Here is a 25,985-nt window from a genome sequence, read left to right as displayed (position 1 = left end):
CCGATGCGCGGCAGTCAATTCATCGTAGGCGCGGGTGTCCGGCGGTTATGGCGCGCAAGCGTATCGCGATAGATGCCCGGCACCATCGCCAGTTTCGCGGGCGTGCCTTCCTGAACGACGCGGCCGCGATTCATCACGATGATCCGGTCGAACGACTGCAACGTCGACAGTCGATGCGCGATCGCAATCACCGTGCGATTTTTCATGAGGCGTTCGAGCGCGGCCTGAATGACGATCTCCGATGCGGTGTCGAGCGCGGACGTTGCCTCGTCGAGCAGCAGGATCGGCGAGTCCTTCAGGATCGCGCGCGCAATCGCAATGCGTTGACGCTGTCCGCCGGACAGCTTCGTGCCGCGATCGCCCGCTATCGTGTTCAGGCCGTCCGGCAATGCGGCGATGAAGTCCATGCAGCTCGCGTCCTCGCACGCGCGCTTCACGTCGGCTTCCGTTGCATCGGGACAGCCGTAGCGGATGTTATCGAGCAGCGAGCGATGAAACAGCGTGACGTCCTGAGGCACGACGGAAATCGCCGCCTGCAGACTCTGCAACGTCACGTAAGAGATGTCTTGATCCGAAATGCGCACGCATCCGTTGGCGGGATCGTAGAAGCGCTGAAGCAGCGCGAGCACCGTCGACTTGCCCGCGCCGGACGGCCCGACCAGTCCCACGCGCTCGCCTGCTTCGATATGCAGTGTGAGGTCGCTCAATACACGCCTGCGCCCCGGATAAGCGAACGAAACGTTGTCGAAGTCGACGGTCGCCTCGCGCACGATCAGCGGTATCGCTTTCGGCGCTTCGGGCATCGCATGAGGCGTCAGCAAGGTTTGCGATGCTTCCGCGAGACGCGCCACGTGCTGCGTCAAATCGACGAATGCCACGGCGACATCGCGCGAACCGTGCAGAATCGCAAAGCCTAGTGAGCCGACGAGAACCACATCGCCGGTGGTCGCGCGGCCTTGCGTCCACAGCCAGATCGTCCAGCCGAGCAGCGCCGCCGACAGCAACGCAGTCGCGAACGCGTGCACGAGACGCAGCTTCTCCAGATACAACAGACTGCGCCTGCGTGCCACGGCTTCGGCTTCGAGATGGCCGTCGAAGCGCCGCAACTCCGCGGGCACCGCGCTGAACGCGCGCACCAGGCCCATATTGCCGATCACGTCGACGAGTTCGCCGTCCACCGAAGCGGCCTGGCTCGCGAACGCCTCATGCCGCGAGGTGCCTTTGCGCGCGAGCCAGAACAGACACGCGGTGAGCAGCGCGGAGATGGCGACGAGCGCGATGCTCGTCGGCAGGCTTACGGTTGCGACCATGACGATCGCGCCGATCACGGTGAGCGTCGGCGGCAATGCGGTCCACGCCACCGTGTTTTCGATTACGTAGACCGCGTTCGCCGTGGCCGACACGCGGCTCGACAGCACGCCCGGTTGCTTGTCCGCGAAGAAGGTCGGCGCGTGGCCCATCAGATAGTCGAACATGTCCTGGCGAATGTCGCCCGTCACGCGCACGAACGCGCGCGAGGAGACCCAGCCGGCGACGCGCCACATCAGGTTGTCCGCAAAAATGAGCCCGACGAGCACGGCGAACGCATACGCGACCGTCTGCGGATGCGCGCGTCCCTGAGGCAGTGCGTCGATCAGATTGCGGATGCCGTATTGCGACGCCAGCGCGAAGCCGACCGCGGCGACGACACTCGCGAGCACGATGGCGTGAGCCGTTTTACGGCGCGCGATGTAGCGCCAGATGAGACGAATCGGCCGGCCGGCGTAGCGCGACAGAACGCGCGAATGCCGCCGCCCGCGCACGCGGCTCGCGCGGCCCCGATCGCTGTGGTCGACGAGTTCCATGGTGCCCTTCCCGAACTTGCGCGCCGGCAGGCGACAGGTTTTCCTTCCATGCGGGAAAGGGTTCCATGTGTCCGGCGAAGGAGTTGCGCAAGGGGCATGCCTTGGGGCGGGGCGTGAGTCGTGCGCTTACCTGGCGGTATCGTCGATCGCGCCCGTTGCGTCGAACTGAATGACGTGCTCCGCCAACGAGCCGTTTCTTCGCTCGATATACACCGTGCCGTGATAGCTGACGCGCCAGCCGTCGCGCGGCGCGACGAGAGGAAAATTGCCGCCGGGGCGGCTGTCGATGCCGCCAAGTCCTGCCGCCGGTGCCGGCACATTGTTCTCGAGCGTCGCGTTCGATGAAATCACGTTGTCGTGCCACGACGACTGTTCTTTGGCGGCTTCGAGACTCTTGCCGTCGGTGTCGACGGTGTTGTCGGTCGAAGCGGTGTTCGCGGCGTCGACGGAAACCGTGCGGCTCTTCGCGCGTTGCACCGGATCGGGAGAATCGGTGGTGATTGCATCGAGATCGATGGGCGGCAGATTCGCCGCGTTGTTCGTGCGTCCCGTCGGCTCGGCCGCGCCGGCGTTGCTCGTGCTGCCGAACTCCTTCGCCTGGGTGCGGGCGTCGGGAGAAGCCGTGCCGGTTGCGGGCGTTCGCGCCGGACTTTTTGCGGCCATCTCGTTCTGCTGCTTCTGGGTGGGATTCTGTTCCGCGTTTTGCATATCGATACTCCTGCCGTTAGTGACACGCCAAAGCGCCCGTGAAAGCCTTACATGAAGCGTTGAAAAAAGTGACTGGCGCCTGGGGTTCGCGGGCGGCTTGCGCCGTCGCGAACGCGGGTTCCTGATTGATCTCCGCAGCGAACGTTCCCGGCAGGTGGGTTCGCTGCAAACGTGTCACTCCTACTGCACCAGCCTTGGGGGAGTGTAGGCGCCGTAATTCGGTCCCACTCCTCCCGAGTTGGGCGTGCGGCAATGGCTCATGTCGTTCGACATCTGCACGAGAACGTAGGGACTCGAGCCATTCTTCGCATCCAGAATGTGCACGCAGGCGAACGCCACGACGGGCTGAAATCCGCTGGTCGCCGGATCGTTCACCACCGCCACGGTCGCCCACGCGCACTGCCCATTGCCGGCGGCACTACAGTCGCCCGCGCCCTTAAAGAGCGTATTTTCCGTGCCGCTCTGGATCCACGTACCCGGTGAAGCCCCAATGGAGAAAGTCGTACTGTTGCCACTCGTCAAGAGTCCTCTGGCATAGCTGGCACTCTGGTCATTGACATTAAACGTGGTCCACTGTCCCGACTCACAGGCGCCGTAGTGATAACTCGATCCGATCTGAAAGAAGTAAGGTTGGCCCTGTTGTTGTGCAACGCTTGTCCCAGGCAACGTATTATTGTTCGGCGACAACTTCGGGGAACTGGTGGCCGCGTTCCAGTAGTTGTCATATAGGCACTTGGACATGGCCAACGGAAACAATCCGCCAGGGCCCACATTACCGGGCGTGGAAAGCACCGCCGTCGCCACCGCACTGGCTTTCAGAATCTGGACGCCAAGCACGCTGCCGAAAAACACCGGCACTGCTCCGTTCGCGTTCGATCCGTCTTTGTGAATGGTCACCTGAACCGCCGGCAGGTCGGACGCGCCGGGTGTGAACGGCAGCGACTCGAGACCGTATGGCGTCCCCGTGGCGTTCCAGTAGCCGGTCGCTACCGTACTGGCTTTTACGTAGGCCGCTTGCACCTGGTTTGTCGCGGTCGACGTCGAAAACGACGACGCCTTTGCGGATGCCGTGATCCAATCCGGCTGCGTGGCAGTGGTGTTCCCGCATTCCGTGCGCCGCATCAGGCATCCGGCGCCGGCCATCGCCGCGGCGTCAGCCGCATTCTGAAGCTGGCTGCGTGCAACCAGCAGATTGCCGATGTCGATGGCAAGAGCTGCAATCCCCAACAGGAATAGCATGCAAAGCGCGACAGTGACGGCCACTGCCCCTTCCTGTTTCCGTCTGCTTTTTCCCGTGCGCATGACAGTCCCCTTATTCGTTGTTCATGACCGTGGTGGCGGTCAGCGTGATCGGCCCCGTCACCGCGGATAGCATTGCGCCCAGTCCTAGCCCGGCATACTGATAGGAAACCGTCACCGAGAGTGGCGTACCAAAGGCGCCGCCCTGACCTGTCTGCGTGACTGTCGGCGTGTTGGCCGTTCCGAATGTCACGAGAAAGGAAGACGTGTAGTTCTGGACGACGTTTTTAATGTCCGCGCTGGTAGGCTTCGGGCTCTTGAGCACAATCCCCGCACGGGCTCCTTCGCGACTGGCATTCGTAATCACCGCCTTGTCGTAAAGCGCAATCCCCAGTTCGACGGTTCCGAAAATGAGCAGCAGCAACAGCGGCAGGATCAACGCGAATTCCACTGCGGCCACGCCTGCCTGACGGCGCGATCGTCGCCGGCCCGACGCGTGCAGCGCAGGCGCATGACGTGATGCAGCCGAACTTTTCGATGCGGCATGCCCGGCGAACGGTCTCGTTGTGTGGCTCATTTCTATTCCCCTCTGGGCGCTGCTCGTTCGGTCATCCGATTGGTGAGCGCCGCGTTCTATGCCTCAATACCGCTGACCATCAGCTTCCCATCGTCGGCAACAGCACGCGGTAGATGTGAATGAAGGCCGGTCCGATCAGCACCGTCATCAATGCCGGAAAGATGCAGAAGATCAGCGGAAACAGCAGCTTCAATGCGATCTTCGCGGCGCGTTCTTCCGCGCGCATTCTGCGGCGCGTGCGCAGCGTGTCCGACATCACGCGCAGCGAAGCGCCGATGCTTGTGCCGAAGCGTTCCGCCTGCACCAGCATCGACGCAAACGTATCGATGTCCTCAGCGCCCGTGCGCAACGCGAAGTTGCGCAGCGCCTTTTCCTTCGTGAAGCCCGAGCGCAGTTCGAGCAGCATCAATTGCAGTTCGTTTGCGACTTCAGGACTGGCGAGCGTCATTTCGTCGGCCACGCGCATCAGCGCGGCGTCCATGCCGAGGCCCGCTTCGACGCAGACGGTCAGCAGATCGAGCGCATCCGGAAAGCTTTCGACAATCCTGCGCTGACGCCGCGCGCGGCAGCGTGCGAGCACGGCGTTGGGCACGTAGTAGCCGAACGCGGCAAGCAGCGCGAGAATCAGCGCGACAACCGTGTACTCTGTGTTGATCGACGGCATGTGCGTCAACGCGACGAGGCCGAGCAAAGGCAGCAGCAGCGCAAGGGCGGTTTTCGCCGCGAAGTAGAGCCCGGCCGCCGTCGACGAACGCCAGCCCGCATTCATCAAACGCAGCCGCAGCGGCGAGTCTTCCCAACCTTCCTTCGGAATCGACAACTGCGAGATCGGACGCGAAATGTCGGCGATTCTCTCGGCCCATCCCGACACGGCCGAAGGCCGCGCTTCCGGTGAGAGCGACACGCCGCCCGCCTGTTCGATGCGCCGCTGCATGTCGCGTGGCATCAACCACCACATCAGCGCGACGACGCTGCAGAATGCCGCTGCAAACAGACCCGCAAGCAACAGCATGTTTGTTGAATAGAACGCTTCCATTACGGTTCTCCGGTTCGTTGGTGCGCGAGGGGCCCGCGTTCACACGCGGATCTGCACGATGCGCCGCATCCACAGGATTCCCAATACCATTGAGACAAGCATCGTTTCGATGATCTGAAGCCCGGCCGGGTCTTCCCACAGCACCGAAAAGAAAGTCGGGTTCACCACCTGCATGGCGCCAGCGGATGCAAACGGCAACAGCGCGAGAATCCAGCCGGACAGACGTCCCTCGGCGGACAGGACCCGCACCTTGTCGAACAACTGCAGACGCGCGCGCACCAGCGACGCGATGCTGTCCAGAATCTCCGCAAGGTTGCCGCCGGTTTCGCGCTGGATCAGCACCGCGATCACGAAGTAGCGCAGGTCGCCTACCGGCACGCGCGTCGCCAGATTCAGGAGCGCTTCATTGAGGGTGACGCCGTAATTGATCTCGTCGAAGACGATGCGGAACTCGCCGGCCATCGGCTCCGCGAACTCGCTGCCGAGCATGCCGAGCGCGCTTGAGAACGAATGCCCGGCTCGCAGTGCGCGGCTGATCATGTCGGCGGCTTCGGGCAACTGGCGTTCGAGAACCCGCAGACGTTTGCGGCGAGCGCGCAGCATGCGCAGCGTCGGAAAGGCGAGAGCTGCAACGGCGGCGAGCACGGTCACGAGCGTCGGCACCTGCACCGGCGAGAAGTTCGCTGCGAGCAGAACGAGCACAAGCGCCACCACGCTATGCGTCGCGAGCCGGCCCACCGTGAGGCTCGAGCCGGACTGAAGAATGATGCGATCGAGCAGATGGATGCGCGGCACGCGCATCATCAGCGCATGGACCGACGCCGAGTTGCTCAGCATGCGCTCCTTGAGGATGGAGAGGCGCTCGCCGTTCGCATGCGCGCCGGCCGACAGCGCGCGAATGCGCTGATCGAGGCGTCGCGCGGCGGGCCCGTGATGACTGTTCCACCACTGATAAATCCCCTCGATCCCGAGGACCACGGCAATGAACAGCAGGAAAGCGAAGGCGTAGAAGATCGGATTCATGGAAGCCTCGGAAAAGTGAGCGGCGTGCCGCCGGCGGCTGGCGTCATGCGGTGTCGAAGTGCCGGTTTGGGTCGTATAGCTGATCGGGCAGCACGATGCCGAACGCCTGCAGCCGCTCCGTGAACTTCGGTCTCACGCCGGTCGCGCAGAAGTGGCCGCGCACCGCGCCGTTCTGATCGACGCCGGTTCGCTTGAACGTGAAGATCTCCTGCATGTTCACCATCTCGCCTTCCATGCCGGTCAATTCCTGAATGCTGACGACCTTGCGGCGTCCGTCAGTCAGGCGGGCGACCTGCACGACCACCGAGATCGCCGACGAAATCTGCTGGCGCAGGTTCTTCGGCGGCAACGACAGGCCGGCGAGGCTGATCATGTTTTCAAGGCGCGTCAACGCGTCGCGCGGCGTGTTCGCGTGAATCGTCGCGAGCGAGCCTTCGTGACCGGTGTTCATCGCGTTGAGCATGTCGAGCGCTTCGGCGCCGCGCACTTCGCCGAGGATGATGCGATCGGGGCGCATCCGTAGCGCGTTGCGCACAAGCGTGCGTTGCGTGACTTCGCCGCGTCCTTCGACATTCGGCGGCCGCGTTTCGAGGCGCAGTACATGGTGCTGGCGCAATTGCAGTTCGGCCGCGTCTTCGATGGTCACCACGCGCTCGCCCTCCGGAATGAAACCCGACAGGATGTTCAGCAACGTGGTCTTGCCGCTGCCTGTGCCGCCCGAGACGAGCACGTTGACCTTCGCACGCGTGAGCGCGTCGAGCAGTTCGGCCATCGGCGGCGTGAGGCTTTGCGACGCGACCAGGTCGCTCATTTGCAGCGGATTCACGGCGAAACGCCGGATCGACATCAGCGGTCCATCCACGGCCGAGGGCGGAATGATCGCATTGACGCGCGAGCCGTCGGGCAGCCGTGCATCGACCATCGGACTCGACTCGTCGATGCGCCGTCCGACGCGCGAGACGATCTTCTCGATCACCTTCATCAGATGCGCGTCGTCGTAGAAGGTCACGTCCGTCAACTCGAGACGGCCGCGCCGTTCGACGTAAGTCGTGCGGTGCGTGTTGACGAGAATGTCCGACACGGTCGGGTCGCGCAGCAGCGCTTCGAGCGGGCCGAAGCCGAACATCTCGTCGTGAATGTCGGTGGTCAACTGCCTACGTTCAAGATCGTTGACGGGCGCCTTGTCTTCTTCGAGGATGCGCGCGATCAGTCCGCCGATTTCCTGGCGAACCTGTTCGGCGGGCAGCCGCGCGAGACGTTCGAGTTCGACGCGGTCGAGCACGGCCTCGTGGACCTTGCGCTTGAGCGTCTGGTAGGCGGCGCGCGCGAGACCTGACGGCGCGCGCATGCCTGACTGGCGGTCGGGCAGCGCATGCACCGCCTGTGACGACATCTGTTCGCGTAGTGACATGAAATTCTCCTCGCTGACGTTATGACGCCGCCGACTGGCGCTGCGTGGCCGAGCGGCCGAATAGCCGGCCGAGCAGTGGCTCGCCCTGTTTCTTCTGCGGCACGACGCCCGTCGACTGATTGACGATGCTTTGCGCGAGCGCTTGCACGCCGCGCGAGAGCGCGCTGTTGCGCGCGACCTTCAACAACGGTTCGCCGAGATTCACGGCTTCGCTCGCCGCGTGCGGGTCGTCGGCGATCACATGCGAAGGGCGCTTGCCGAGCACCTGTTCGAGCGCGCTCGCGGCCCGCTCGTCGTGACGGCGATGCCGGTTCAGCAAGAGACGAAGCCGTTCCGGCGAATACGCGAGCGACACCAGCATGTCCTGCAGACGGCGCGCCGCGCGCACATACGGCATGCTCGCCTGCAGCACCATGTGAATCTCCGCGCTGCGATCGAGCGCGACGATCGACAATGCATTGATGCTTTGCCCGAGATCGAACAGCACGACGTCGTAGCGCGGCGCCGCGACGCCGAGAATCCATTCGAGCTGCTCTTCATGAATCTCGAGCGCCTTCAACGGATCGCCCGCGCCCGCGAGCACATGAAAACCCGATGTGACGTGCGTGAGCGATGCATCGAGAAACGCGGCGTCGATGCGCTCGATCTGCGCGCACATTTGCGGCAACGTTGACGGCGGTTCCTGGTCGCTGACGAGAAACGCGGCGTCCGCGAACATCGGGTTCAGATCGACGAGCAGCACGCGCTTGCCGTGCAGCGTCGCGATCGCGTGGCCGACGTTGGCCGCGATCAGGCTCGTGCCCGCGCCGCCCTTGCACGAAATGAACGACACCATATGCGTTTCGTGGCGCGCGTCGCCGGCATGCGGAGCCATCGCGCGCTGCACGGCGGCGCCGAGCGCGCGCGCGTCGAGCGGCCAGTTCAGCACGTCGCGGATGCCGGCGCGCATCGCGGCGATCAGCGTGTCGGGCGATGTTTGCGGCAACAGCAGCAAACACGTCAGGCGCGGATAGCGATGCACGAGCGCGTTGACCGAATCGAGTCCGGCGCGTTCGGGCGACGACGCGTCGATGATCAGGACATCGAACGCATCGAGACTGTCGCCCCGCTCGAGCAGCGCGGAAGGCGCGCCTTGCGTGCGAGTCGTCGTGCAATTGCCGCAGTCCGTCAGGAGCCGAACGATCTCGGACATTCGGCCCGCGTGCTCGGAGTTGATGAGGATATTGATCATGATGTTGTCATCCGCGGAATCGTTGCGGGGTTGGTCTTGCGACGGCTCGCGCCGTCGCGTCGCCCACGTTGGCTATTCGCCGTTCGCAGGCGCAGGCATCGCCGCGCCTCCGCCCGCGCCGCCGGCTCCGCTGCCGCCCACGCCGATCACGAAGGCGTTAGCGGTTGCGGGCGGCGCCTTGAACGACGCGTTGTAGTTCGACATCGCGCCGACGGCGGCTTTACCGTCGACACCCTGCGTCGACGGATTCTTGGTCGCCGCGTCCGGATCGATGATCTGCGCCGCCGTGAAGCTCTTCACGGATTCGCCGAAGTGCCGGTCGAAGTTCGGCGTCGTCGACATGCAGCCGTTGAGCGCGAGGCACGCCGGCACGAGCAGTGCAGTCCAGCGCGAAAAGAAGAGGATGCGATTGGTCATGACGTTCTCCCGAGGAGTGCATTAGTTGTGAGCGCGTGCGGACGGCGAGCGCGGTTTGTCGGACGGCGGCGCTTCGCGTGCGGCGATCTGCGCGGCTCGTGCTTCTATTTGTGCGGCGCGAGCGGTGGCGTTGTCGGCGGCGTTCTCGGCGGGTTTGTCGGCGGGCTTGCCGGTATCCGCGGGCGTGACGGCTCGCGGCTCGGGCAGCGGCGCGGCGCTTGCAGCGGGCGTCGGCACCATCGCGGAGACGGGCGGTTCAGCAGCGCTCGGCGTGGCCGGAGCCTGCGGTTGCGACGGTGCGGGAGCCATTGCGGGCGAGGGCGCCGGGGCAGGCATCGGCGGCGCGGGCTTTTTGCTGCCGGCCGGATCGCGGCCTTCCATGTTGCCCATCAGATAGACGTCGGCTTCGTTAGGCGTCTTCAGATGGTCCGTGGGCAGCGGCAGATTCGACGCCGTTTGCAGCGGCTTCACGAGATGCGGCGTGATGATGAACACTAGCTCGGTGCGGTCCTGCTGATACGACGTGCTTCTGAAGAGCGCGCCCAGCACCGGCACTTCGCCGACACCCGGTATTGCCTTCAGCGTGCCCGCCGCATTGCTCTTGATGAGGCCGCCGATCGCGAAGGTCTCGCCGTCGTTCATCTGCACCGTGGTCGATGCGCGGCGCGTGGTGATGAGCGGCAGCACCGTGAGGTTGTTGGTATTCGTCGCGCCGACCGTGACGCCGGTCGACGACAGCTCCGACACTTCTGGCGCGACCTTCAGGTTGATGCGGCCGCCCGCGAGCACGGTCGGCGTGAACTTCAGGCCGACGCCGAATTCCTCTTCCTGCAGGATGATGGTCGACACGCCGTTCAGGTTGCTCTGCGGAATCGGAATGAACACCTTGCCGCCCGCGAGGAACGTCGCTTCCTGTCCGCTCAGCGTGACAAGATTCGGCTCGGCGAGAATCTTCACGAGGTTGTCGCCGTGCTGGGCGTCTATCGCGACATTGAACGGACGGTTGTTCGCCTTGTTCACATCGACGATGCTCGACACGCCCGCGAGCAGGCTGCTGATGAGCGCCCCGCTCCACGAGCCGAAGCCGCCCTGGATGTTCATCGCCGCGCCCAACTGGTTGAGGACCGTCTTCGAGACTTCGGCGACCTTCACTTCGAGCATCACCTGTTGCGGCGAGTCGACGCTCATCATGTTCAGCACGGTCGCGCTTTTGCCGTTGCCGTTTCCGTTCGCAGCGCCGTTCGGGTTTGGCAGTGTGGTGCGCGCATACGCCTTGGCGATTTCCTGCGCCTGGGCCGCGGCCTGCGCGCTCGATACGCGGCCGGCCAGCACGAGATCGCCGGCGACCGTCGACACGCGGATGTTCGGCTCATCGGGCATCAGTTGGGATAACGAAGTTTGCAGGCCGCCGGCGTCCGCGTTCACCACGACGTTGATGACTTCGCACGCGCCGCTCTTGCCTTGCACGATCATGTTGGTGGTGCCCACGGCCATCCCGACCACGTAGAGCGTTTTCGGCGAGACCATGGTTGCCTGCGCAATCAGCGGATTGCCGAGCGTGCGGTTGCGCACGGGTTCGGCGGTTTGCATCAGCGTGGACTTGCCGACGGGGACCACCACCGTGCTCTGTTCGCTCTGCGTGCGTGTGCATGCCGGGCCGCGCGCTGCGGCGTTTTGCATCGCACTCGTCGGCTGAGCCGGCGCAGCATTCATGCTGATGGTCATTTGCACGGGACCGTGCGGCATGGGCGCCGCGCCGGCCCTCGCGTTCTCTACCGCTTCCTGTGCCCGCACGCCGTTTGCGGCGAGCAGGGATGCGCATACCGTTGTGGTCAGCAACGCCGTGCGCATCGCGCTACCCTGCTTGATCTTTATCCGATTCGATTTCATTTCCGTGTCTCCCCGTAGCCCGCTGCGAGCGAACCGTCGTGCGTCAGACGCTGCGGCATCGCGTGATGGTGTGTGTAATTAAAAGCATTCCTGACTACCTTGCGTGCCCGACAGTACGCCGACGCAGTCGCGCTTCGGCGCCGGCCGCGCCGTGTATTTCACGCGCGTGGGCGCCGCCGCGACAATCGGTGCCGAGGCGGGTGCAGCGGGCTTGCCGAGCAGCGTGAACTTGGTCGCGCCGCCGGTGGGCAACGCGCGGTCGTCGATCTGATTGCGCAGCACGAGCGACAGGCTGCCGACGCTGCGCGCGAGGTCGAGCTTCTCCGCCTGGTCCGGCGTGACTTCGAGCGTGACCGCGTTGACCACTTTGGGCTGCGTGTCGTCGCGGCTAACTTGCTGCGCAACCGCTAGCACCAGAATCTTTTCGAGGACGATCTTCGAAATGCTTTGCTGCGGATCGGCCGTCTTTGCTTCGGGTTCCTGAGTGTTGACGATCACGTCGACGTAGTTGCCGGGCAGCGCAAAACCCGCCACGCCGACAACATCGTTCACGCGCACCGTGATCGCGCGCTTGCCTTCGCCGATAACCGCCGACAGCCCGCCCTTCGTGCCTTGCGGTGCGAGCTTCGACTCGATCACCGGTTCGCCCGGTTCGAGGCTCGCGCGCACGACGCGTCCATCCAGCGCCTTCGGGTCCTTGAACGCGCCGGGCGGCACGCTCGCGGTGGGCCAGTTCACCGTGCGGATCATGGTCGAATTGAGCGGCTGGCCGAGGCTCACCTCGGCGGTCGCGACGGCAACCGGCGTCAGAGCCGACGACGACGTCTGCAACAGCCATCGCGACGCGAAGCCGACAGCGGCGAGCCCCGCGAGCAAGGCCATCCCTAACATCACAATTGCGCGACTGGTTTTCATGGTGAGACTCCTTTCAGGTGCTAGGCGGCTGCGGATCAAGCGCCGGCAAATCGTTTGTCGGATTGCCCGCTGTGTGAGGAATACGTCTGGTCAAGCTCCGGCGCGCTGCCGAAGTAGCTGTGCCATGCATGCGTCAGCTGATACTCGGTGACGGCCGGCACGTCGCCGTGATACAGCGCGAACGAGCGCAGTACGCCGAGCAGGTCCGCCGGATAACACGCGAGAAACGGCGTGCGATTGCGCAGATGCAATTGATGCAGCAGATACTCGAATGCGCCGGGCGCGATCTCGATACCGAGCGCCGCGCATTGCGTTTCGAAGAGGCGTCGATAGTCTTCAGCGCTGAGCGCGCCGATATGGATCTTCGAGCCGAGCCTGCGCAGGAACGCGTTGTCGTTCAGTTCGGCGGGCGTGAGGTTGGTCGAGAAGACGGGCCACACGTCGAATGCGCTCACGAAGCGCGCGCCGGATTGCAGCGCGAACTGATCGACGCCGCGGTCGAGCGGCGTGATCCAGCGGTTGAGCAGTTCGCCTGGCGCGACGCGCTGACGGCCGAGGTCGTCGACGACATAGAGGCCCATGTTGGCCTTCATATGCGGCGGCGCCTGATAGAAGCCGCTATTGGCGTTGTACTGAAGATCGAGCATCGCCAATGTCAGTTCGCCGCCGGACATCACCATAGGCCGTTCGCACACGCGCCAGCGTCGATCCGTCGCGGCGGGCAGCGCGCCGGGTTCCGCGTCCTTGTGAATCAGCGGGTCGTGCAACTGGATCACGTCGCCGGCGACATAAAGCGCGTAAGGCACGGGCACCGCGCCTCGCAGCAAGCTGCCGAGGCGTTCGGCGAGATAGGTTTTGCCGCTGCCCGCCGGGCCGTACAGCATGACGGGTCGCCCGGCATTCAACGCGGCCACTGCCGAATCGAGCAGCGACATATCGCCGATGAAGTCTGCGAAAGCCGCGCGCACGTCCGATTGCGCGACGTGGATGCGCTTCACCGAGTACGCGCCGATCACGCTCATATACGCTTCGAGCGAGACCGGTGCGGGGCCGCAATACGTCGAGCGGCGCGCTTCGTGGGCGGCGAGCTCGCGGCCGCCTTCGGTGAGGCGCAGATGCATATCGACATCGGCCGCGCCGCGATGCGCGATCTCGACGAGATGCTCGCGCACGAGAAAGCCGATTGTTTCGTCGAGTACCGCGGCCGTCAGACAGTGTCTCGCGATGAGATCGCCCAGCGACGATTTGCCGTTCTGCAGAATCGATTTGAGTAGCAGATGCGCGATGAAAAGCGCGGGCAGGCCGGTGTCTGCGACAGTGCGCGGCGCGCGTAGCTGAAGTGCCGGCGTTTGCGCCCGGTCGGCGCCCGTTGCGGCAGAATCATCGAGGCGTGTCGTGCCCTCTGCCTTGGACTGCTGTGTGCTGTGCTGGTCCATCTGTCGCTCCCCGGGTGCAGCGCCACCGATTTCGGTGCGGCACGGTATGTGATTCTGATAGCCGGATCGCATGTGGCCGGCTTACTTTCGTTGTGCGTTTTGTTCTACGTTTCGTTCTATAGCTGTGCCGCCGTCGCGAGCAGCACGACTACGGTTCCTGTCGCAATCGCGACTCCGTACGGCACGGATCCGACCGACTCGATTGAAGCGGCGCCGCCGCCGCGCATCGCCGGATGGACCAGGCTCAACACGTTGCCCAGCGCCTTCCTGAACTGCCGGCGTCGCGCAGTCAGTGCCAGCAGCCACACGCCACCAATCAGACATGTCGCCAGTGCGGCCTCAAAAACCAGTAGGGGTCCGATCCATGCGCCTACCATCGCGAGCAGCTTGACGTCTCCCGCAGCCATTCCGCGCAGCAGATAGAGCGGCAGGAACAGAAGCAGTCCGACGACAGCGCCCGCGAGCCATGCCACAACGCCGCCCGCGAATCCTTGCAGCCAGCACTGCACAAGCAGCGCGCCGAGCAGACCGGCGCCGACGAGTACGTTGGGAATGCGGCGGCACTGGATGTCTGTGCTTGCGGCAGCGATCACCAGTGCAATGACGCACGGAATGATCGGCGGTAGTGGTGCAGTTGCGGCAATGAACATGACAAGGCCTCGTTGGTGTGGGCAGCCGTCAGGACAAGCGCGGATGCGGCGGGCGAACCAGCGTGGCGGTTCGCCCGCCGTTCCTCTCAGGTTCCTGAGGTCACGTGCCCAGCGATAGCAGTGAATTTGTCGCTGACCGCCGTCGCGAGGGTCGAGTACCCTGCGAGGATTGCCGTCGCGATCAGTGCGGCCATCAGGCCATACTCGATGGCAGTCACGCCGTCTTCATCGCGAATGAATGCACCAGTGCTGTTGATGAACGATTGCATCATTACTCTCCATTTGAACTTGCCACGGCGTGTTGAGCGCGGCAGCGTGTTGCAAAAAGCCGTGATGCGACAGACGGGCAGGCAGGCCCAAGTCGTCTGTCGCATCGCTCGGGGTTAAGCCAGCTTCCCCGCGATTGCGGTGAACTTGGCGCTGACTGCATTGGCGAGCGTGGTGTAGCCGGCGAGAATTGCCGTTGCAATCAGGGCGGCCATCAGGCCGTACTCGATGGCGGTCACGCCGTCTTCGTCGCGAATGAATGCTTTCGTGCTGTTGATGATGGATTTCATGGTTTATCTCCCTTAGGATGGCTAACTTAAGTGTCATCGGATGACGACGGTGGGTACTGCGTGCTGCTTGACTACAGGGGGCTACAGGAAATGGCGCGCGGACGCCCGGTGAGAGCGCGGCCGGGCAGGAGCCATAAGCGGCTCGCTGCGATTCGTGTGCAAAGGATGGTGCTGCGTGACACGCAGCGGGATGAGCTGGCGCCAAGCCAGAGCGGGGAACATCGCGTCGAAGAGCGCTTCGGCATGCAGCGCCATCAGGCGCTGCGCAAAACGCACTGCGTACCGCAAGCGCGTCTGCAACCGCGTTTGCAACCCCATTTGAATCCGAATGAAAGAGTGCATCTTCCACTACTCCTTGTTTTCTTCTTTCGCAGCCGGATTGTTCTTCTCCGTGCCGTTGGCGGGCATGTATCGGAGAAGCCCCCGACGGCATCGACCTGGTCATGTGTCATGTCGCCGGCTGCGTGAAAAGGTAAAGGCAAGGAGTAGGCCAGCGTCGTCAGGTTCACGGAGCCATCGGACTTGTAGCCCGACAAGCGCCTTCTTTCGAATGACAGCCCGCGGAAATCTGACCGACTTGGCTCAGAACTGCATCATCGGCCGGTCATCGTTGCCGCTGCGGAATATGGCGCTCGTCGGCTATGGGCATGACTTCAAACCCAGACTTAGGGATTTAACCCAGGTGAGCCGAAAGTGAATGCTGCCGTTAATTTGCGGTGGTTTTTTCGGCTCGCTTCGGACCGATTCGTTGCAAGCCTGAAACACAGGTAGCCGAAAGCGGCATTCATCGCGACCTGCTGGCGGTTTTGCATGTGGACTGCAGCACGCACATACAACACATGCGGTCACTGCTGCGTCACCGTTGCGTCACATGCGTCGCGCAATATTGCCGACGGCCATCCCTCGGCCAACGGCTGCGCGCCGGGTATTGCTCTCGTTTTGCGAACATCCATGCCGGCAAGTTTCTGGATGAGGCCCGGCGCCAGACACGTCTACAACAAGCATTCCATTAAGGATGACATCGTGTCTCGTTCAAGACTGTTTGCACTGACGGCAATCGCTTCGTCGCTTCTATTCGCGACGGCCGCACACGCCGCGGTCGACCTCATTGCGGTCGGTCAGTTGAGCGGCCTCACCGGCGACTTGTCGAAGGAAACGGCGGCGCCGCTGGAGAACGGCGTGGCGGGCAATCTGCTCGGCGGCCTCGGTTCGGGCATTGCGTACGCGGGCTGCCATACGTTCGTCGCGGTGCCTGATCGCGGGCCGAACGCGGTGTCGTATAACGCGGCCATCGACGACACGGCGTCGTACATCAACCGTTTCCAGACCTTGCGCCTGCGTCTGCAGCACAACGCAGCGGGCTCCGCCTTGCCGTATTCGCTCACGCCGAAGCTGATCGCCACGACGCTCCTGCATACGTCGGACAAACTGGTCTATGGCACGGGCGCCGCCGCGGGTGTGCCCGATGGCGCGCCCGCGCTCAACAGCCGTAACCACACGTACTACTTCACCGGCCGTTCGGATAATTTCGATCCCACGCGTCTGTCCACCAACGACCGCGACGCGCGCTTCGATCCCGAAAGCGTGCGCGTGAGCAATGACGGCGAGAGCGTGTTCATCTCCGACGAATACGGTCCGTACGTCTATCGTTTCGATCGGCGCAGTGGCCGGCGCATCGACACCTACAAGCTGCCCGACACGTTTGCGGTGTCCACGCTGAGCCCGATCGGCAGCAATGAAATTGCGCAGAACACGACGGGGCGCGTCGCGAACAAAGGCATGGAAGGTCTCGCCATTTCGCCCGACGGCAAGACGCTGTTCGGCGCGATGCAAAGCCCGTTGATTCAGGACGGCGGCACGGACGGCGCGTTCACGCGCATCGTGAGGATCGACGTGCGCAGCGGTAAAACCACGCAGTTCGCGTATCCGCTCACGAACATCGGCACGAGCGCGAAACCGAAGTATCCGACAATCAGCGACGTGGTCGCCGTGAACGATCATGAACTGCTGGTGGACGAGCGTGACGGCAAGGGTCTCGGCGACAATTCGACCGCTGTTTTCAAGCGTGTTTTCCATATCGATCTGGCGAACGCGCAGGACGTGAGCAACACGAGCGGGCAAGCCGGGCTCGCGCCGTATGCGGTGCAAAAAACGCTGTTCCTCGATGTCGTCGCGCAACTGACTGCGCACGGCTACAGCGCGAACGACATTCCCGCGAAGCTCGAAGGGCTCGCATTTGGGCCGGACGTCGTGGTCGGCGGCGTCAAGAAGCACACGCTTTTTATCGCTAACGACAACGACTTTATCGGCACGGTCACCGATTCGAATCATCCGGCGGGCATTGCCAATCCGAATCAGTTCTTCGTCTTCGCATGGGACGCGAGCGAACTGCCGGCCTACGTCGCGCAAAAACTGACGGGCGCTGCGGCGGGCAAAGGGCGCGGTCACGATGAGCATGTGTGCGAAGCCGAGCGCGACGACGACGATCATTAACGCAATGGGCGCGCGTGGCGCGTCCGTCGACGCTAAAGAGCGTCGCTAGATAACGTTATAAAAATCGCTTCATTCCCTTGGCTCTCGCGGCTCGGTACGCTGACGCATCAACCGAACGCGAGGGCTTATCGCAGTGTCTGTTCCCACATCGTTTTCAACGCGGCGGCGCGCACTCAGGCTGCTCGGCGCCGCGCCCGCATTCGCCGCGGCGAGCCTCTTTCAATCGCATTCTGCGCAGGCCGCGGACCTCGCGTCGACCACGCTTGTACTCGGCGACCAGGCCGGCGGCACGCGCGCGCTCGTGGAGGCCGCCAAGGTGCTCGACGGTGCGCCGTATGCGTATCGATGGGCTAATTTTCAGGGCGCGGCGCCGCTCTTCGAAGCGCAACGCGCGGGCGCCGTCGATCTTGCGCCCGCAGGTGATTTGCCCGTGCTCGCCGCAGCGGTCGGCGACCCCACGTTGAAAATCGTAGCGACGCGCGTGGGCTCCGGCGCACAACTCGGCATTCTGATCGCGCCGGATTCGACGATACGCAGCGTCGCGCAACTGAAAGGGCGTACCGTGTTCGTTTCGTCGGCGCGCGGCAGCATTTCGCAATTCCAGCTATACGGCGCGCTTGCTGAAGCAGGCTTGTCGAAAGACGACGTGACCGTGCGCTTCATCTTGCCGGTGGATGGGTTTGCGGCGTTCGCGTCAGGCTCGATCGAAGCATGGGCGACGTTCGATCCGTACTACGGCATCGCCGTGCAACGCGGCGCGCGCATCTTGCGCGACGGCACGGGCATCAATAGCGGACTTGGCTTTATCACGGCATCGGGCGCGTCGCTTGCCGACACGCGCAAGCGCGCGGCAATCGCCGACGTTCTGTTGAGACTGCAACGCGCGGGCGAGTGGGCGCTTGCGAACCCGGACGCCTACGCGCAGATCTATGCAACGCTGACGCGCTCTCCGCTCGATGCGGCGAGAACTATCACGCGCCGCGCGTCGCTCAAGCAGCATTTCGTCAGCGACGCCGATATCGCCGCGCTTCAGAAAGTGGCCGACAGTGCGAGCCGGGACGCGATTTTGCCGCGCCGCATCGACGTTCGCGCGATCTCCGAGACGCGCATTGCGCAGTCGGCCACCGGCTGACGCATTACGCCCGGCTTATCAATCGAGGCCGCCTTGGCACAGGTACTTGATCGACAGATAATCGTCGAGTCCGTACTTCGAGCCTTCGCGGCCATAGCCTGATTCTTTCACGCCGCCGAACGGCGCGGCTTCGCTCGACACCGCGCCCTCGTTGATGCCGATCACGCCTGCTTCGAGCCGCGCGGCCACGCGGTTGATGCGCCGCACGTCCTGCGTATAGAAGTAAGCGGCAAGACCGAACGGCGTGTCGTTCGCGAGACGTATCGCTTCGGCTTCGTCGTTGAAGCGGAACAGCGGCGCGACCGGTCCAAAGGTCTCTTCGCAGCACACCAGCATGTCGTCCTGCGCGTTGGTCAGCACGGTGGGCGCATAGTAATTCGGGCCCAGCTCGGTCAGGCGCTTGCCGCCCGTCAACACGTTTGCCCCTTGTTTTACGGCGTCTTCTACGTGACGCGCGATTTTGTCGATCGCGCGCTCGTTGATCATCGGGCCGATTTGCGCGCCCTCGTCCGTTGCGGGCGCAACCTTCAGCGCCCCAACGCGTTTGGCGAGCAGATCGGCGAAACGTTCATAAACGCCGGCCTGCACGTAGACGCGATTCGGGCATACACAGGTCTGTCCGCCGTTGCGAAACTTGGCGGCCATCAGTCCCGCGACGGCCGCGTCGAGGTCCGCATCGTCGAATACGATGAAGGGCGCGTTGCCGCCCAGTTCGAGCGACAACTTCTTCAACGTGGCCGCGGACTCGCGCGCAAGATGCTTGCCGACCGGTGTCGAACCGGTGAATGTAATCTTGCGCACGCGGGCATCGGCGAGCCAGTCGGCCACGGCTTCAATGCCTTGTTCGCGCGAAGCCGACAGCATGTTCAGCACGCCGTCGGGCACGCCGGCTTCCTGCGCGAGCGCGGCGAGTGCGAGCGCGGTCAGCGGCGTGTCTTCGGCGGGCTTGGCAATCACCGTGCAACCGGCCGCGAGCGCGGGCGCGATCTTGCGCGCGATCATCGCGAGCGGGAAATTCCACGGCGTGATGGCGGCCACGATGCCGATCGGCTCCTTCACCGCGCTCATGCGCTTGCCGCGCTGCTGCTGCGGAATGATGTCGCCGTAAATGCGCGTGGCTTCGTCGGCGAACCACGCGACGTACGACGCACCGTAAGCGACTTCGCCGCGGCTTTCCGCGAGCGGCTTGCCTTGTTCCGTCGACATCAGCTTCGCGAGATCTTCGGTGTTCGCGACGATCAGCGCATGCCAGCGGCGCAGAATCTCCGCGCGCTCGCGCGGCAGCGTGTCGCGCCATGCGGGCAGCGCGCGAGCGGCGGCGTCGGTGGCGGCGCGCGCATCCGCGGCACTGCTGTTCGCGACCTCGACGATCGTCTCGCCCGTCGCAGGATTGGTGACGGGAAAGCGCGCGCCGTTCGCGGCGGCGATCCATTTGCCGTCGATAAAATTCAGCGGACGGATCAGTTCATTGCGCGTCAATGCGAGAGACATTGCGTTGCTCCTTGGTGGCCTTTTGACGGAATCGGGCGTGCGTTTTTCGCCATTGCGCCGGGCGGCGCGGCGGCATGCATGCGGTCATGCACGGCGATGCGATAGATCGATGCTACGCGTGTCGCGCGATCAATGAATCGCCTCAAAAAGCGGCCCACGGTGTGCGTATGGTTTTTTTCAGGCCGCTACAGCATTTTCTGCTGAATGCGTTGCCCGCCGTTGGAGGCGAGCGTTGCAAAGAGCGCTGCAAGGAGCGTTGCAATCAGCGCTGCAATCAGCGGCGGCGGCGCGGTCCTGTCGACGCGCGCACGACGAGTTGAGGCGGCGGCCCAAGCACCATCGACGGCTGCCGCTCGGGCGTCTGGATCAGGCGGATCAGACTGTTGATCGATAACTCCGCGATCTGCGCCGTTTGGATCGCGACGGTGGTCAGCGCGGGGTGCACCTGATGCGCGAGTTGAATGTCGGTGATGCCGATAACCGACACGTCGTCGGGCACCGCGCGCCCGAGCGTGATCAAGGCCTGCGCCGCGCCGATCGCGAGCAGGTCGTTGGTCGCGAAGATCGCGGTGACGAACGGCCGCACGGCCATCAACTGCATGCACGCGGTGTAGCCGGCGTCGATCGAGTCGCGCACCTGCAGTACCGCGGCCGTATCCGCTTCCACGCCGGCGGCGCGCATCGTCGCGCGAAAACCATTGGAGCGCGCGTCCTGCAAGCCGCCGCAACCGTCGCCGACCAGCAGCCCGACCTCGCGATGGCCCAGTTCCAGCAAATGCTGCGCGGCGAGTTCGCCGGCGCGTGCGAAATCCACGGCGATGCACGGCAGCGCGGGCGGCGTCTCGGGGTGCTCCCACATCGCCAGCAGGATCGGCGCGCTATGCGTGGCCGACGCGCACAAGTCGTTGATCGCGATGTCCGTGTTCATGACGAGCACGCCGTCCGCCAACGTGCCAGCGATCTGGTTCAGATACGCGCGGCCTATCTCGGCGTCGTCGTCGGTATTGCAGACCATCAGGAAATGGCCGGCTTTACGCGCCGCGCGTTCGGCGGCCAGCACGAACTCGGGGTAGAACGGGTTCGAGATGTTCGACAGCATCAACGCGAGTGTCGACGAGCGGCCCTCGGCCAACGCGCGCGCGTTCAGATTCGGCCGGTAGCCGAGATCCGCGATGGCCTTCAGCACGCGCTCCGCTGTTTCCGGACGCACCTTCTCGCGGTTGCGCAACACGTTGGAGACCGTCGCGGCAGTGACATGTGCGCGCTTCGCGACTTCGGACAGGGTGACCATTTTTCTCGTTTATCCCAAATTCAGGGAGCGCGCTTCAAATGTTGCAAGCAGCGAGCGACGTTGATAACTTGCTGGAAAACACAACTTCGATAACCCGCAGCGCCGCCTTCCACACGAACCGCGGTGAACAAGGAGACAGTCAATGGCTTTCCCGCTCGACCTCGAATTTAAGCGATTAAATGCCGTGTGCGCAAGACCCGGCGAATTATTTTTTCGCGCGATTTAAGCGGTTAAATCAAGGGGAGACAAGATGGCTACGATTCGTTTAATCGACGTGGAGAAGGCATACGGCGACCACGCGCCGGTGATCCGGCGCGTCAACCTCGAAGTCGCGCAGCACGAGTTCTGCGTGTTTCTCGGCCCGTCGGGCTGCGGGAAGTCGACGTTGCTGCGCATGATCGCGGGTCTCGAGGATCTCAGCGCGGGCGAGCTGCGCATCGGCGGCCGTCTGATGAACGACGTGCCCGCAGCCGGCCGCGGAGTGGCGATGGTGTTCCAGAGCTACGCGCTGTTCCCGCACATGACGGTGTTCGACAACATGGCGTTCGGTCTCAAGCTCGCGAAGCAGCCGAAGAGCGTGATCGACAGCAAGGTCCGCGAAGCTGCGCGCATTCTGCAACTCGACAGCTTGCTTGACCGCTATCCGAAAGCGCTGTCCGGCGGCCAACGTCAGCGCGTTGCGATTGGCCGCGCGATCGTGCGCGAGCCGGGTGTGTTTCTCTTCGACGAACCGCTGTCGAATCTCGACGCCGCATTGCGTGGGCAAACGCGTGTTGAGATTGCGCGCCTGCATCAGCGGTTTGCGGACGCGAGCGTCGTGTACGTCACGCACGATCAGGTCGAAGCGATGACCCTCGCGGACAGAATCGTGCTGCTGCATGCGGGCGCGGATGCCGAGCGCTTCGGCAGCATCGCGCAAAGCGGTGCGCCGCGCGAGTTGTACCACCACCCGAATTCGCGTTTCGTCGCGGGCTTTATCGGCTCGCCGCGCATGAACTTTATCGACGGTGTCGTCGACTCGATAGAGCCAGGCAAAGTGTCAGTGACACTCGCTCGACAAGACGAGCAGTTGACCGCTTACGTGGATGGCCGTCGCCTGCAGCGCGGCCAGCCGGTCACGCTTGGCGTGCGCCCCGAGCATCTGCGTCTCGATGGTGACGATCAGTTCATTGAGTGCGCAACCGTTCTATCGGAACGACTCGGCGAACACAGCTACATTCACGCGGACCATGCAGGCGGCTCGCTTGTCGCGAAGGCACCGGGCGATACGCCGATCGGTTCCGGCGAGCGCATTCGCGTTCACGTGCCGCCTCAGGCGTGCCATCTGTTCGACGCGCAAGGTATCGCGCTGCGCCGTAGCACGTTCGACCCTGAGCGCATTGCCGCGTGAACGGGCCGCGATCCATGTTTTGCCCCGAACAGTAGTCGATTTTTAAAGCAGGATGCCGCCACAGAGCGGTTCACCACGTTGGCAGTGAATCGCTGCCAGCCAACAAGGTAGTCAAGGAGACAAAAGATGATTGCTCTTCGCCTTCGCCGTCTAGCGCGCGTGTCGCTTGCAGCCGCGCTCGTTGCCGGCACGCTCGGCTACGTGACAGCCGACGCCGCTACGCTCACCGTCAACGTGTCAGCGCGCGGCAATCAGCGCTCGACATGGCAGGACGCGTTCGACAAGTTCAAGAAAGCCAATCCCGATGTCGATCTGAAAGTGACTTACATCACCGAGGAAGCGTACAAGGTGCAGATGGGCGGCTGGCTCGCGACCGATCCGCCGGATGTCGTGTCCTGGCATGACGGCGAGCGCATGGCCTATTACGCGCAGCGCGGCCTGCTGGAAGATCTCACGCCGGACTGGAACAAGAACGGCTGGTCCCAGCAATATGCGTCGGTGAAGGAAGCATCGACCTATAAGGGCAAGCAGTACGCGGCGCCGCTCGGCTATGACGCGTATGGCTTCTTCTATCGCAAGGATCTGTTCGAGAAGGCGGGCGTTAAAAGCGAGCCCAAGACATGGGATGAATTTCTCGATGCCTGCAAGAAGCTGAAGGCGAGTGGCGTCGCGCCTATTGCAGTTGCTGCTCGCGATAGCTGGACACTCGCCGCATGGTTCGACTATCTGGATTTGCGCATCAACGGCAACGAGTTTCATCAGAAGCTGATGGCGGGCGAGATTCCGTACACGGACGCGCGCGTGAAAAAGGTCTACACCGCGTGGAAAACCTTGATCGACGATCACTACTACATCGACAACGCACTCTCCTATGATCTCGATTCCATTGCACCGTTTCTCGTGAGCGGCAAAGCCTCGATGATGTTGATGGGCACATTCTTCTCGGCGAGCATTCCCGCATCCGTGAAGCCGCAAACGGGCTTCTTCCGCTTCCCCGTGATCGACGCCAATGTGCCAATGGCCGAAGACGGTCCCGTCAATGTACTGTTGATTCCGGCAAAAGCGAAGAACAAGACCGACGCACGCAAACTGCTCGCTTTCATGGAGCAGCCGCAGATCAATGCGGATCTCGCGCGCGGCTGGGGCCAGTTGCCTTCGAATAGTCAGGCAGCGGAGCCGGAAGACCCAATTTCCAAAGTTGGCTTTCAGACGCTCGCGAATACGAAAGGCGGCATTGCACAGTTCTACGATCGCGACATGCAAAAAGAAATGGCCGACGAAGGCATGAAAGCGATGCAGCAGTTCTACAGCGATCCGTCGCAACTCGACGCGATACTCACGCGCCTCGAAACGACGCGCAAGCGTATCTACAAGAAGTAAGTCCACCGCACCGGCGCCATGCGGCGCCGGCGTACGCCTTCGACTTTCGACGAGGCTCGATCCATGTCTCATTCCGCAGCGCGCCGCCTACCCGCGGCCCAGCATCGTCACGTCTCCACGACGCGCCGTCATCAGCATCGCGCCGCATTGCTGTTCCTGTTGCCGGGCTGTGCGTTGTTCTGTCTATGCGTGATTTATCCGATTATCAGCAGCATATCGCTCAGCTTTTATCACTGGGACGGCATGACGCCGAAGACCTTCGCCGGCTTCGACAACTACGTCGAGTTATTCCACGCGGATACCTTCTATACGGCGCTAAAGAACAACTTGCTATGGCTCGCGCTGTTTCTGCTGGCCCCGCCGCTCGGCCTGCTGTTCGCGCTTTATCTGAATCAGCACATTCGCGGCATGCGTGTCGTGAAGTCGCTTTTCTTCGCGCCGTTCGTGCTGTCGGGCGTGGTGGTCGGTCTTGTGTTTAGCTGGTTCTACGACCCAGGCTTCGGCCTGCTGCGACTGATTGTCGGTCACGGCATTCCTGTGCTCGGCGATCCGAAGACCGTGACGTTCGGCATTATCTTCGCCGCGTTGTGGCCGCAAACGCCGTTTTGCATGGTGCTGTATCTCACCGGCCTCACCGGCATTAACCCGGAAGTAGTGGAGGCCGCGCGCATGGAAGGCGCAAAAGGATTGCGTCTTTTGTGGCACGTGATTTTGCCGCAATTGCGGCCCGCCACTTTCATGGCGGTGGTGTTGACGGTAATCGGCGCGCTGCGCAGCTTCGATCTGATTGCCGTGATGAGCGGCGGCGGTCCTTTCGACAGTTCCACCGTGCTCGCCTATTACATGTACGACCAGGCGATCAAGTACTACCGCGAAGGCTATTCCGCGGCGATTGCCGTCGTGCTGTTCGCCATCATGCTCGTCTACATCGTGTTCCATTTGCGCCGCATGCTGCGCGAAGAACGTTGATTACCGGAGTCACGCGTCATGTATCCACTTCCCGTACAACGCTGGAAACCCCTGAATCGCACGCTATATAAAGCGTCTTTGCCGATTGCATTGCTGATCTGGCTATTGCCGATGCTTGCTGTACTCGTCACGTCGATTCGTTCTTCCGACGAACTTTCGCAAGGCGAGTACTGGACCTGGCCCAAGCATTTTGCGCTGATCGAAAACTACGGCACCGCGCTTACGCAAACGCCGATGCTGCATTACTTCGCGAACAGCGTGCTCATTACGGTGCCTTCAGTACTCGGTGCGATCGTGCTGGCGTCGATGGCGGGCTTTGCATTGGCCACCTATCGTTTCCCGGGCAATACCGTGATCCTGTTCGGCTTCGTCGCCGGCAATTTCGTACCGATCCAGATCCTGATGATTCCGGTGCGCGACATGGCCCTGAAGTTCGGCCTCTTCAATAGCGTATGGGCGCTCGTGATCTTTCACGTTTCATTTCAGACTGGCTTTTGCACGCTCTTTCTGCGCAATTTCATCAAGCAGTTGCCGTTTGAAATGATCGAGGCCGCACGAGTGGAAGGCGCGAGCGAATGGGCGATCTACTGGCGCATTGTGTTGCCCCTGATTCGTCCCGCGCTCGCCGCACTCGGCATTCTGGTGTTCACGTTCGTCTGGAACGACTACTTCTGGGCGCTATGTCTCACACAAGGCGATGAAGCCGCGCCGATCACTGTCGGCGTCGCCGCGCTCAAGGGGCAATGGACGACCGCATGGAATCTGGTCGCGGCCGGCTCGGTGCTTGCCGCGCTGCCTTCGGTATTGATGTTCTTCGCGATGCAAAAGCATTTCGTCGCCGGCCTGACTTTTGGTGCAAGCAAGGGCTAACCGGCTATTCGACGTCACTCATAAAGAGACTTTCA

The 25,985-nt window shown here is 63.0% G+C and carries 23 protein-coding genes; 6 read left to right on the top strand and 17 right to left on the bottom strand.

Features of this window, described 5'->3' with window-relative positions:
* Positions 1–14 precede the first annotated feature (14 nt).
* The 15 genes from P0D87_RS29570 to P0D87_RS29500 all read right to left on the bottom strand — a co-directional run bounded on the left by P0D87_RS29570 (position 15) and on the right by P0D87_RS29500 (position 14,934).
* Entirely contained in the window at positions 15–1,844 is a 1,830-nt protein-coding gene (locus P0D87_RS29570) for an ABC transporter ATP-binding protein (RefSeq protein ID WP_053859606.1), read from the bottom strand.
* A 126-nt stretch (positions 1,845–1,970) separates the two neighbouring features.
* Positions 1,971–2,552, bottom strand: coding sequence for a DUF3005 domain-containing protein (locus P0D87_RS29565; RefSeq protein WP_053859605.1), 582 nt, complete (start codon positions 2,550–2,552; stop codon positions 1,971–1,973).
* A 180-nt stretch (positions 2,553–2,732) separates the two neighbouring features.
* Positions 2,733–3,815 (bottom strand): TadG family pilus assembly protein, encoded by a 1,083-nt coding sequence (locus P0D87_RS29560; protein ID WP_308810925.1) that lies wholly within the window; start codon positions 3,813–3,815, stop codon positions 2,733–2,735.
* 49 nt (positions 3,816–3,864) lie between these two features.
* Positions 3,865–4,368, bottom strand: a complete 504-nt coding sequence (locus P0D87_RS29555) for a TadE/TadG family type IV pilus assembly protein (protein WP_006049090.1) — start codon at positions 4,366–4,368, stop codon at positions 3,865–3,867.
* Positions 4,369–4,447: 79 nt separating this feature from the next.
* On the bottom strand, positions 4,448–5,404 hold the full coding sequence (locus P0D87_RS29550) for a type II secretion system F family protein (protein WP_053859603.1): 957 nt from the start codon (positions 5,402–5,404) through the stop codon (positions 4,448–4,450).
* Between the two features lie 39 nt (positions 5,405–5,443).
* Complete coding sequence (locus tag P0D87_RS29545; protein ID WP_006049092.1) at positions 5,444–6,427, bottom strand: type II secretion system F family protein; 984 nt, start codon at positions 6,425–6,427, stop codon at positions 5,444–5,446.
* 43 nt (positions 6,428–6,470) lie between these two features.
* Complete coding sequence (locus P0D87_RS29540; protein ID WP_107710753.1) at positions 6,471–7,838, bottom strand: TadA family conjugal transfer-associated ATPase; 1,368 nt, start codon at positions 7,836–7,838, stop codon at positions 6,471–6,473.
* 19 nt (positions 7,839–7,857) lie between these two features.
* On the bottom strand, positions 7,858–9,069 hold the full coding sequence (locus P0D87_RS29535) for a CpaE/TadZ family protein (RefSeq protein WP_053859601.1): 1,212 nt from the start codon (positions 9,067–9,069) through the stop codon (positions 7,858–7,860).
* 72 nt (positions 9,070–9,141) lie between these two features.
* Positions 9,142–9,486 carry a hypothetical protein gene (locus P0D87_RS29530; RefSeq protein ID WP_029966585.1) on the bottom strand — a complete coding sequence of 115 codons (345 nt, stop codon included), beginning with the start codon at positions 9,484–9,486 and terminating at the stop codon, positions 9,142–9,144.
* Positions 9,487–9,507: 21 nt separating this feature from the next.
* Positions 9,508–11,376 carry a type II and III secretion system protein family protein gene (locus P0D87_RS29525; RefSeq protein WP_053859600.1) on the bottom strand — a complete coding sequence of 623 codons (1,869 nt, stop codon included), beginning with the start codon at positions 11,374–11,376 and terminating at the stop codon, positions 9,508–9,510.
* Between the two features lie 78 nt (positions 11,377–11,454).
* The gene (gene cpaB / locus P0D87_RS29520) at positions 11,455–12,291 is read right to left on the bottom strand and encodes a Flp pilus assembly protein CpaB (protein ID WP_053859599.1); all 837 of its coding nucleotides are present in this window, start codon (positions 12,289–12,291) and stop codon (positions 11,455–11,457) included.
* A 35-nt stretch (positions 12,292–12,326) separates the two neighbouring features.
* A complete protein-coding gene (locus P0D87_RS29515; RefSeq protein WP_053859598.1) occupies positions 12,327–13,727 on the bottom strand; it encodes a DUF8689 domain-containing protein in 1,401 nt (466 codons plus the stop codon).
* Between the two features lie 116 nt (positions 13,728–13,843).
* A complete protein-coding gene (locus tag P0D87_RS29510; RefSeq protein ID WP_035569490.1) occupies positions 13,844–14,377 on the bottom strand; it encodes an A24 family peptidase in 534 nt (177 codons plus the stop codon).
* Positions 14,378–14,463: 86 nt separating this feature from the next.
* Positions 14,464–14,646, bottom strand: coding sequence for a Flp family type IVb pilin (locus tag P0D87_RS29505; protein WP_006049100.1), 183 nt, complete (start codon positions 14,644–14,646; stop codon positions 14,464–14,466).
* A 114-nt stretch (positions 14,647–14,760) separates the two neighbouring features.
* Positions 14,761–14,934, bottom strand: coding sequence for a Flp family type IVb pilin (locus P0D87_RS29500; protein ID WP_006049101.1), 174 nt, complete (start codon positions 14,932–14,934; stop codon positions 14,761–14,763).
* 1,023 nt (positions 14,935–15,957) lie between these two features.
* On the opposite strand from P0D87_RS29500, the gene P0D87_RS29495 reads away from it, so the two are divergent.
* Positions 15,958–17,427 carry an esterase-like activity of phytase family protein gene (locus P0D87_RS29495; RefSeq protein ID WP_082367241.1) on the top strand — a complete coding sequence of 490 codons (1,470 nt, stop codon included), beginning with the start codon at positions 15,958–15,960 and terminating at the stop codon, positions 17,425–17,427.
* Positions 17,428–17,554: 127 nt separating this feature from the next.
* The gene (locus P0D87_RS29490; RefSeq protein WP_053859596.1) at positions 17,555–18,559 is read left to right on the top strand and encodes an ABC transporter substrate-binding protein; all 1,005 of its coding nucleotides are present in this window, start codon (positions 17,555–17,557) and stop codon (positions 18,557–18,559) included.
* 18 nt (positions 18,560–18,577) lie between these two features.
* Here P0D87_RS29490 and P0D87_RS29485 read toward each other — a convergent pair whose 3' ends face one another.
* Together P0D87_RS29485 and P0D87_RS29480 are read right to left on the bottom strand one after the other, a co-directional pair.
* Complete coding sequence (locus P0D87_RS29485; protein ID WP_006049105.1) at positions 18,578–20,050, bottom strand: NAD-dependent succinate-semialdehyde dehydrogenase; 1,473 nt, start codon at positions 20,048–20,050, stop codon at positions 18,578–18,580.
* Between the two features lie 274 nt (positions 20,051–20,324).
* Complete coding sequence (locus P0D87_RS29480; RefSeq protein ID WP_006049106.1) at positions 20,325–21,341, bottom strand: LacI family DNA-binding transcriptional regulator; 1,017 nt, start codon at positions 21,339–21,341, stop codon at positions 20,325–20,327.
* 250 nt (positions 21,342–21,591) lie between these two features.
* Between P0D87_RS29480 and P0D87_RS29475 the strand changes: the two genes are divergently transcribed.
* The 4 genes from P0D87_RS29475 (at position 21,592) to P0D87_RS29460 (ending at position 25,950) form a co-directional block, all read left to right on the top strand.
* Positions 21,592–22,731 (top strand): ABC transporter ATP-binding protein, encoded by a 1,140-nt coding sequence (locus tag P0D87_RS29475; protein WP_053859595.1) that lies wholly within the window; start codon positions 21,592–21,594, stop codon positions 22,729–22,731.
* Between the two features lie 126 nt (positions 22,732–22,857).
* Positions 22,858–24,111: an ABC transporter substrate-binding protein gene (locus P0D87_RS29470; protein ID WP_006049109.1), complete on the top strand. Its 1,254-nt coding sequence runs from the start codon at positions 22,858–22,860 to the stop codon at positions 24,109–24,111.
* Positions 24,112–24,174: 63 nt separating this feature from the next.
* Complete coding sequence (locus P0D87_RS29465; RefSeq protein WP_053859594.1) at positions 24,175–25,080, top strand: carbohydrate ABC transporter permease; 906 nt, start codon at positions 24,175–24,177, stop codon at positions 25,078–25,080.
* An 18-nt stretch (positions 25,081–25,098) separates the two neighbouring features.
* Positions 25,099–25,950 (top strand): carbohydrate ABC transporter permease, encoded by an 852-nt coding sequence (locus P0D87_RS29460; RefSeq protein ID WP_053859593.1) that lies wholly within the window; start codon positions 25,099–25,101, stop codon positions 25,948–25,950.
* Positions 25,951–25,985 lie beyond the last annotated feature (35 nt).

It is taken from the genome of Paraburkholderia sp. RL17-368-BIF-A (assembly GCF_046054045.1).
In the GTDB taxonomy this organism is placed as follows: domain Bacteria; phylum Pseudomonadota; class Gammaproteobacteria; order Burkholderiales; family Burkholderiaceae; genus Paraburkholderia; species Paraburkholderia graminis.
This window is presented reverse-complemented; position numbering and strand designations above follow the sequence as displayed.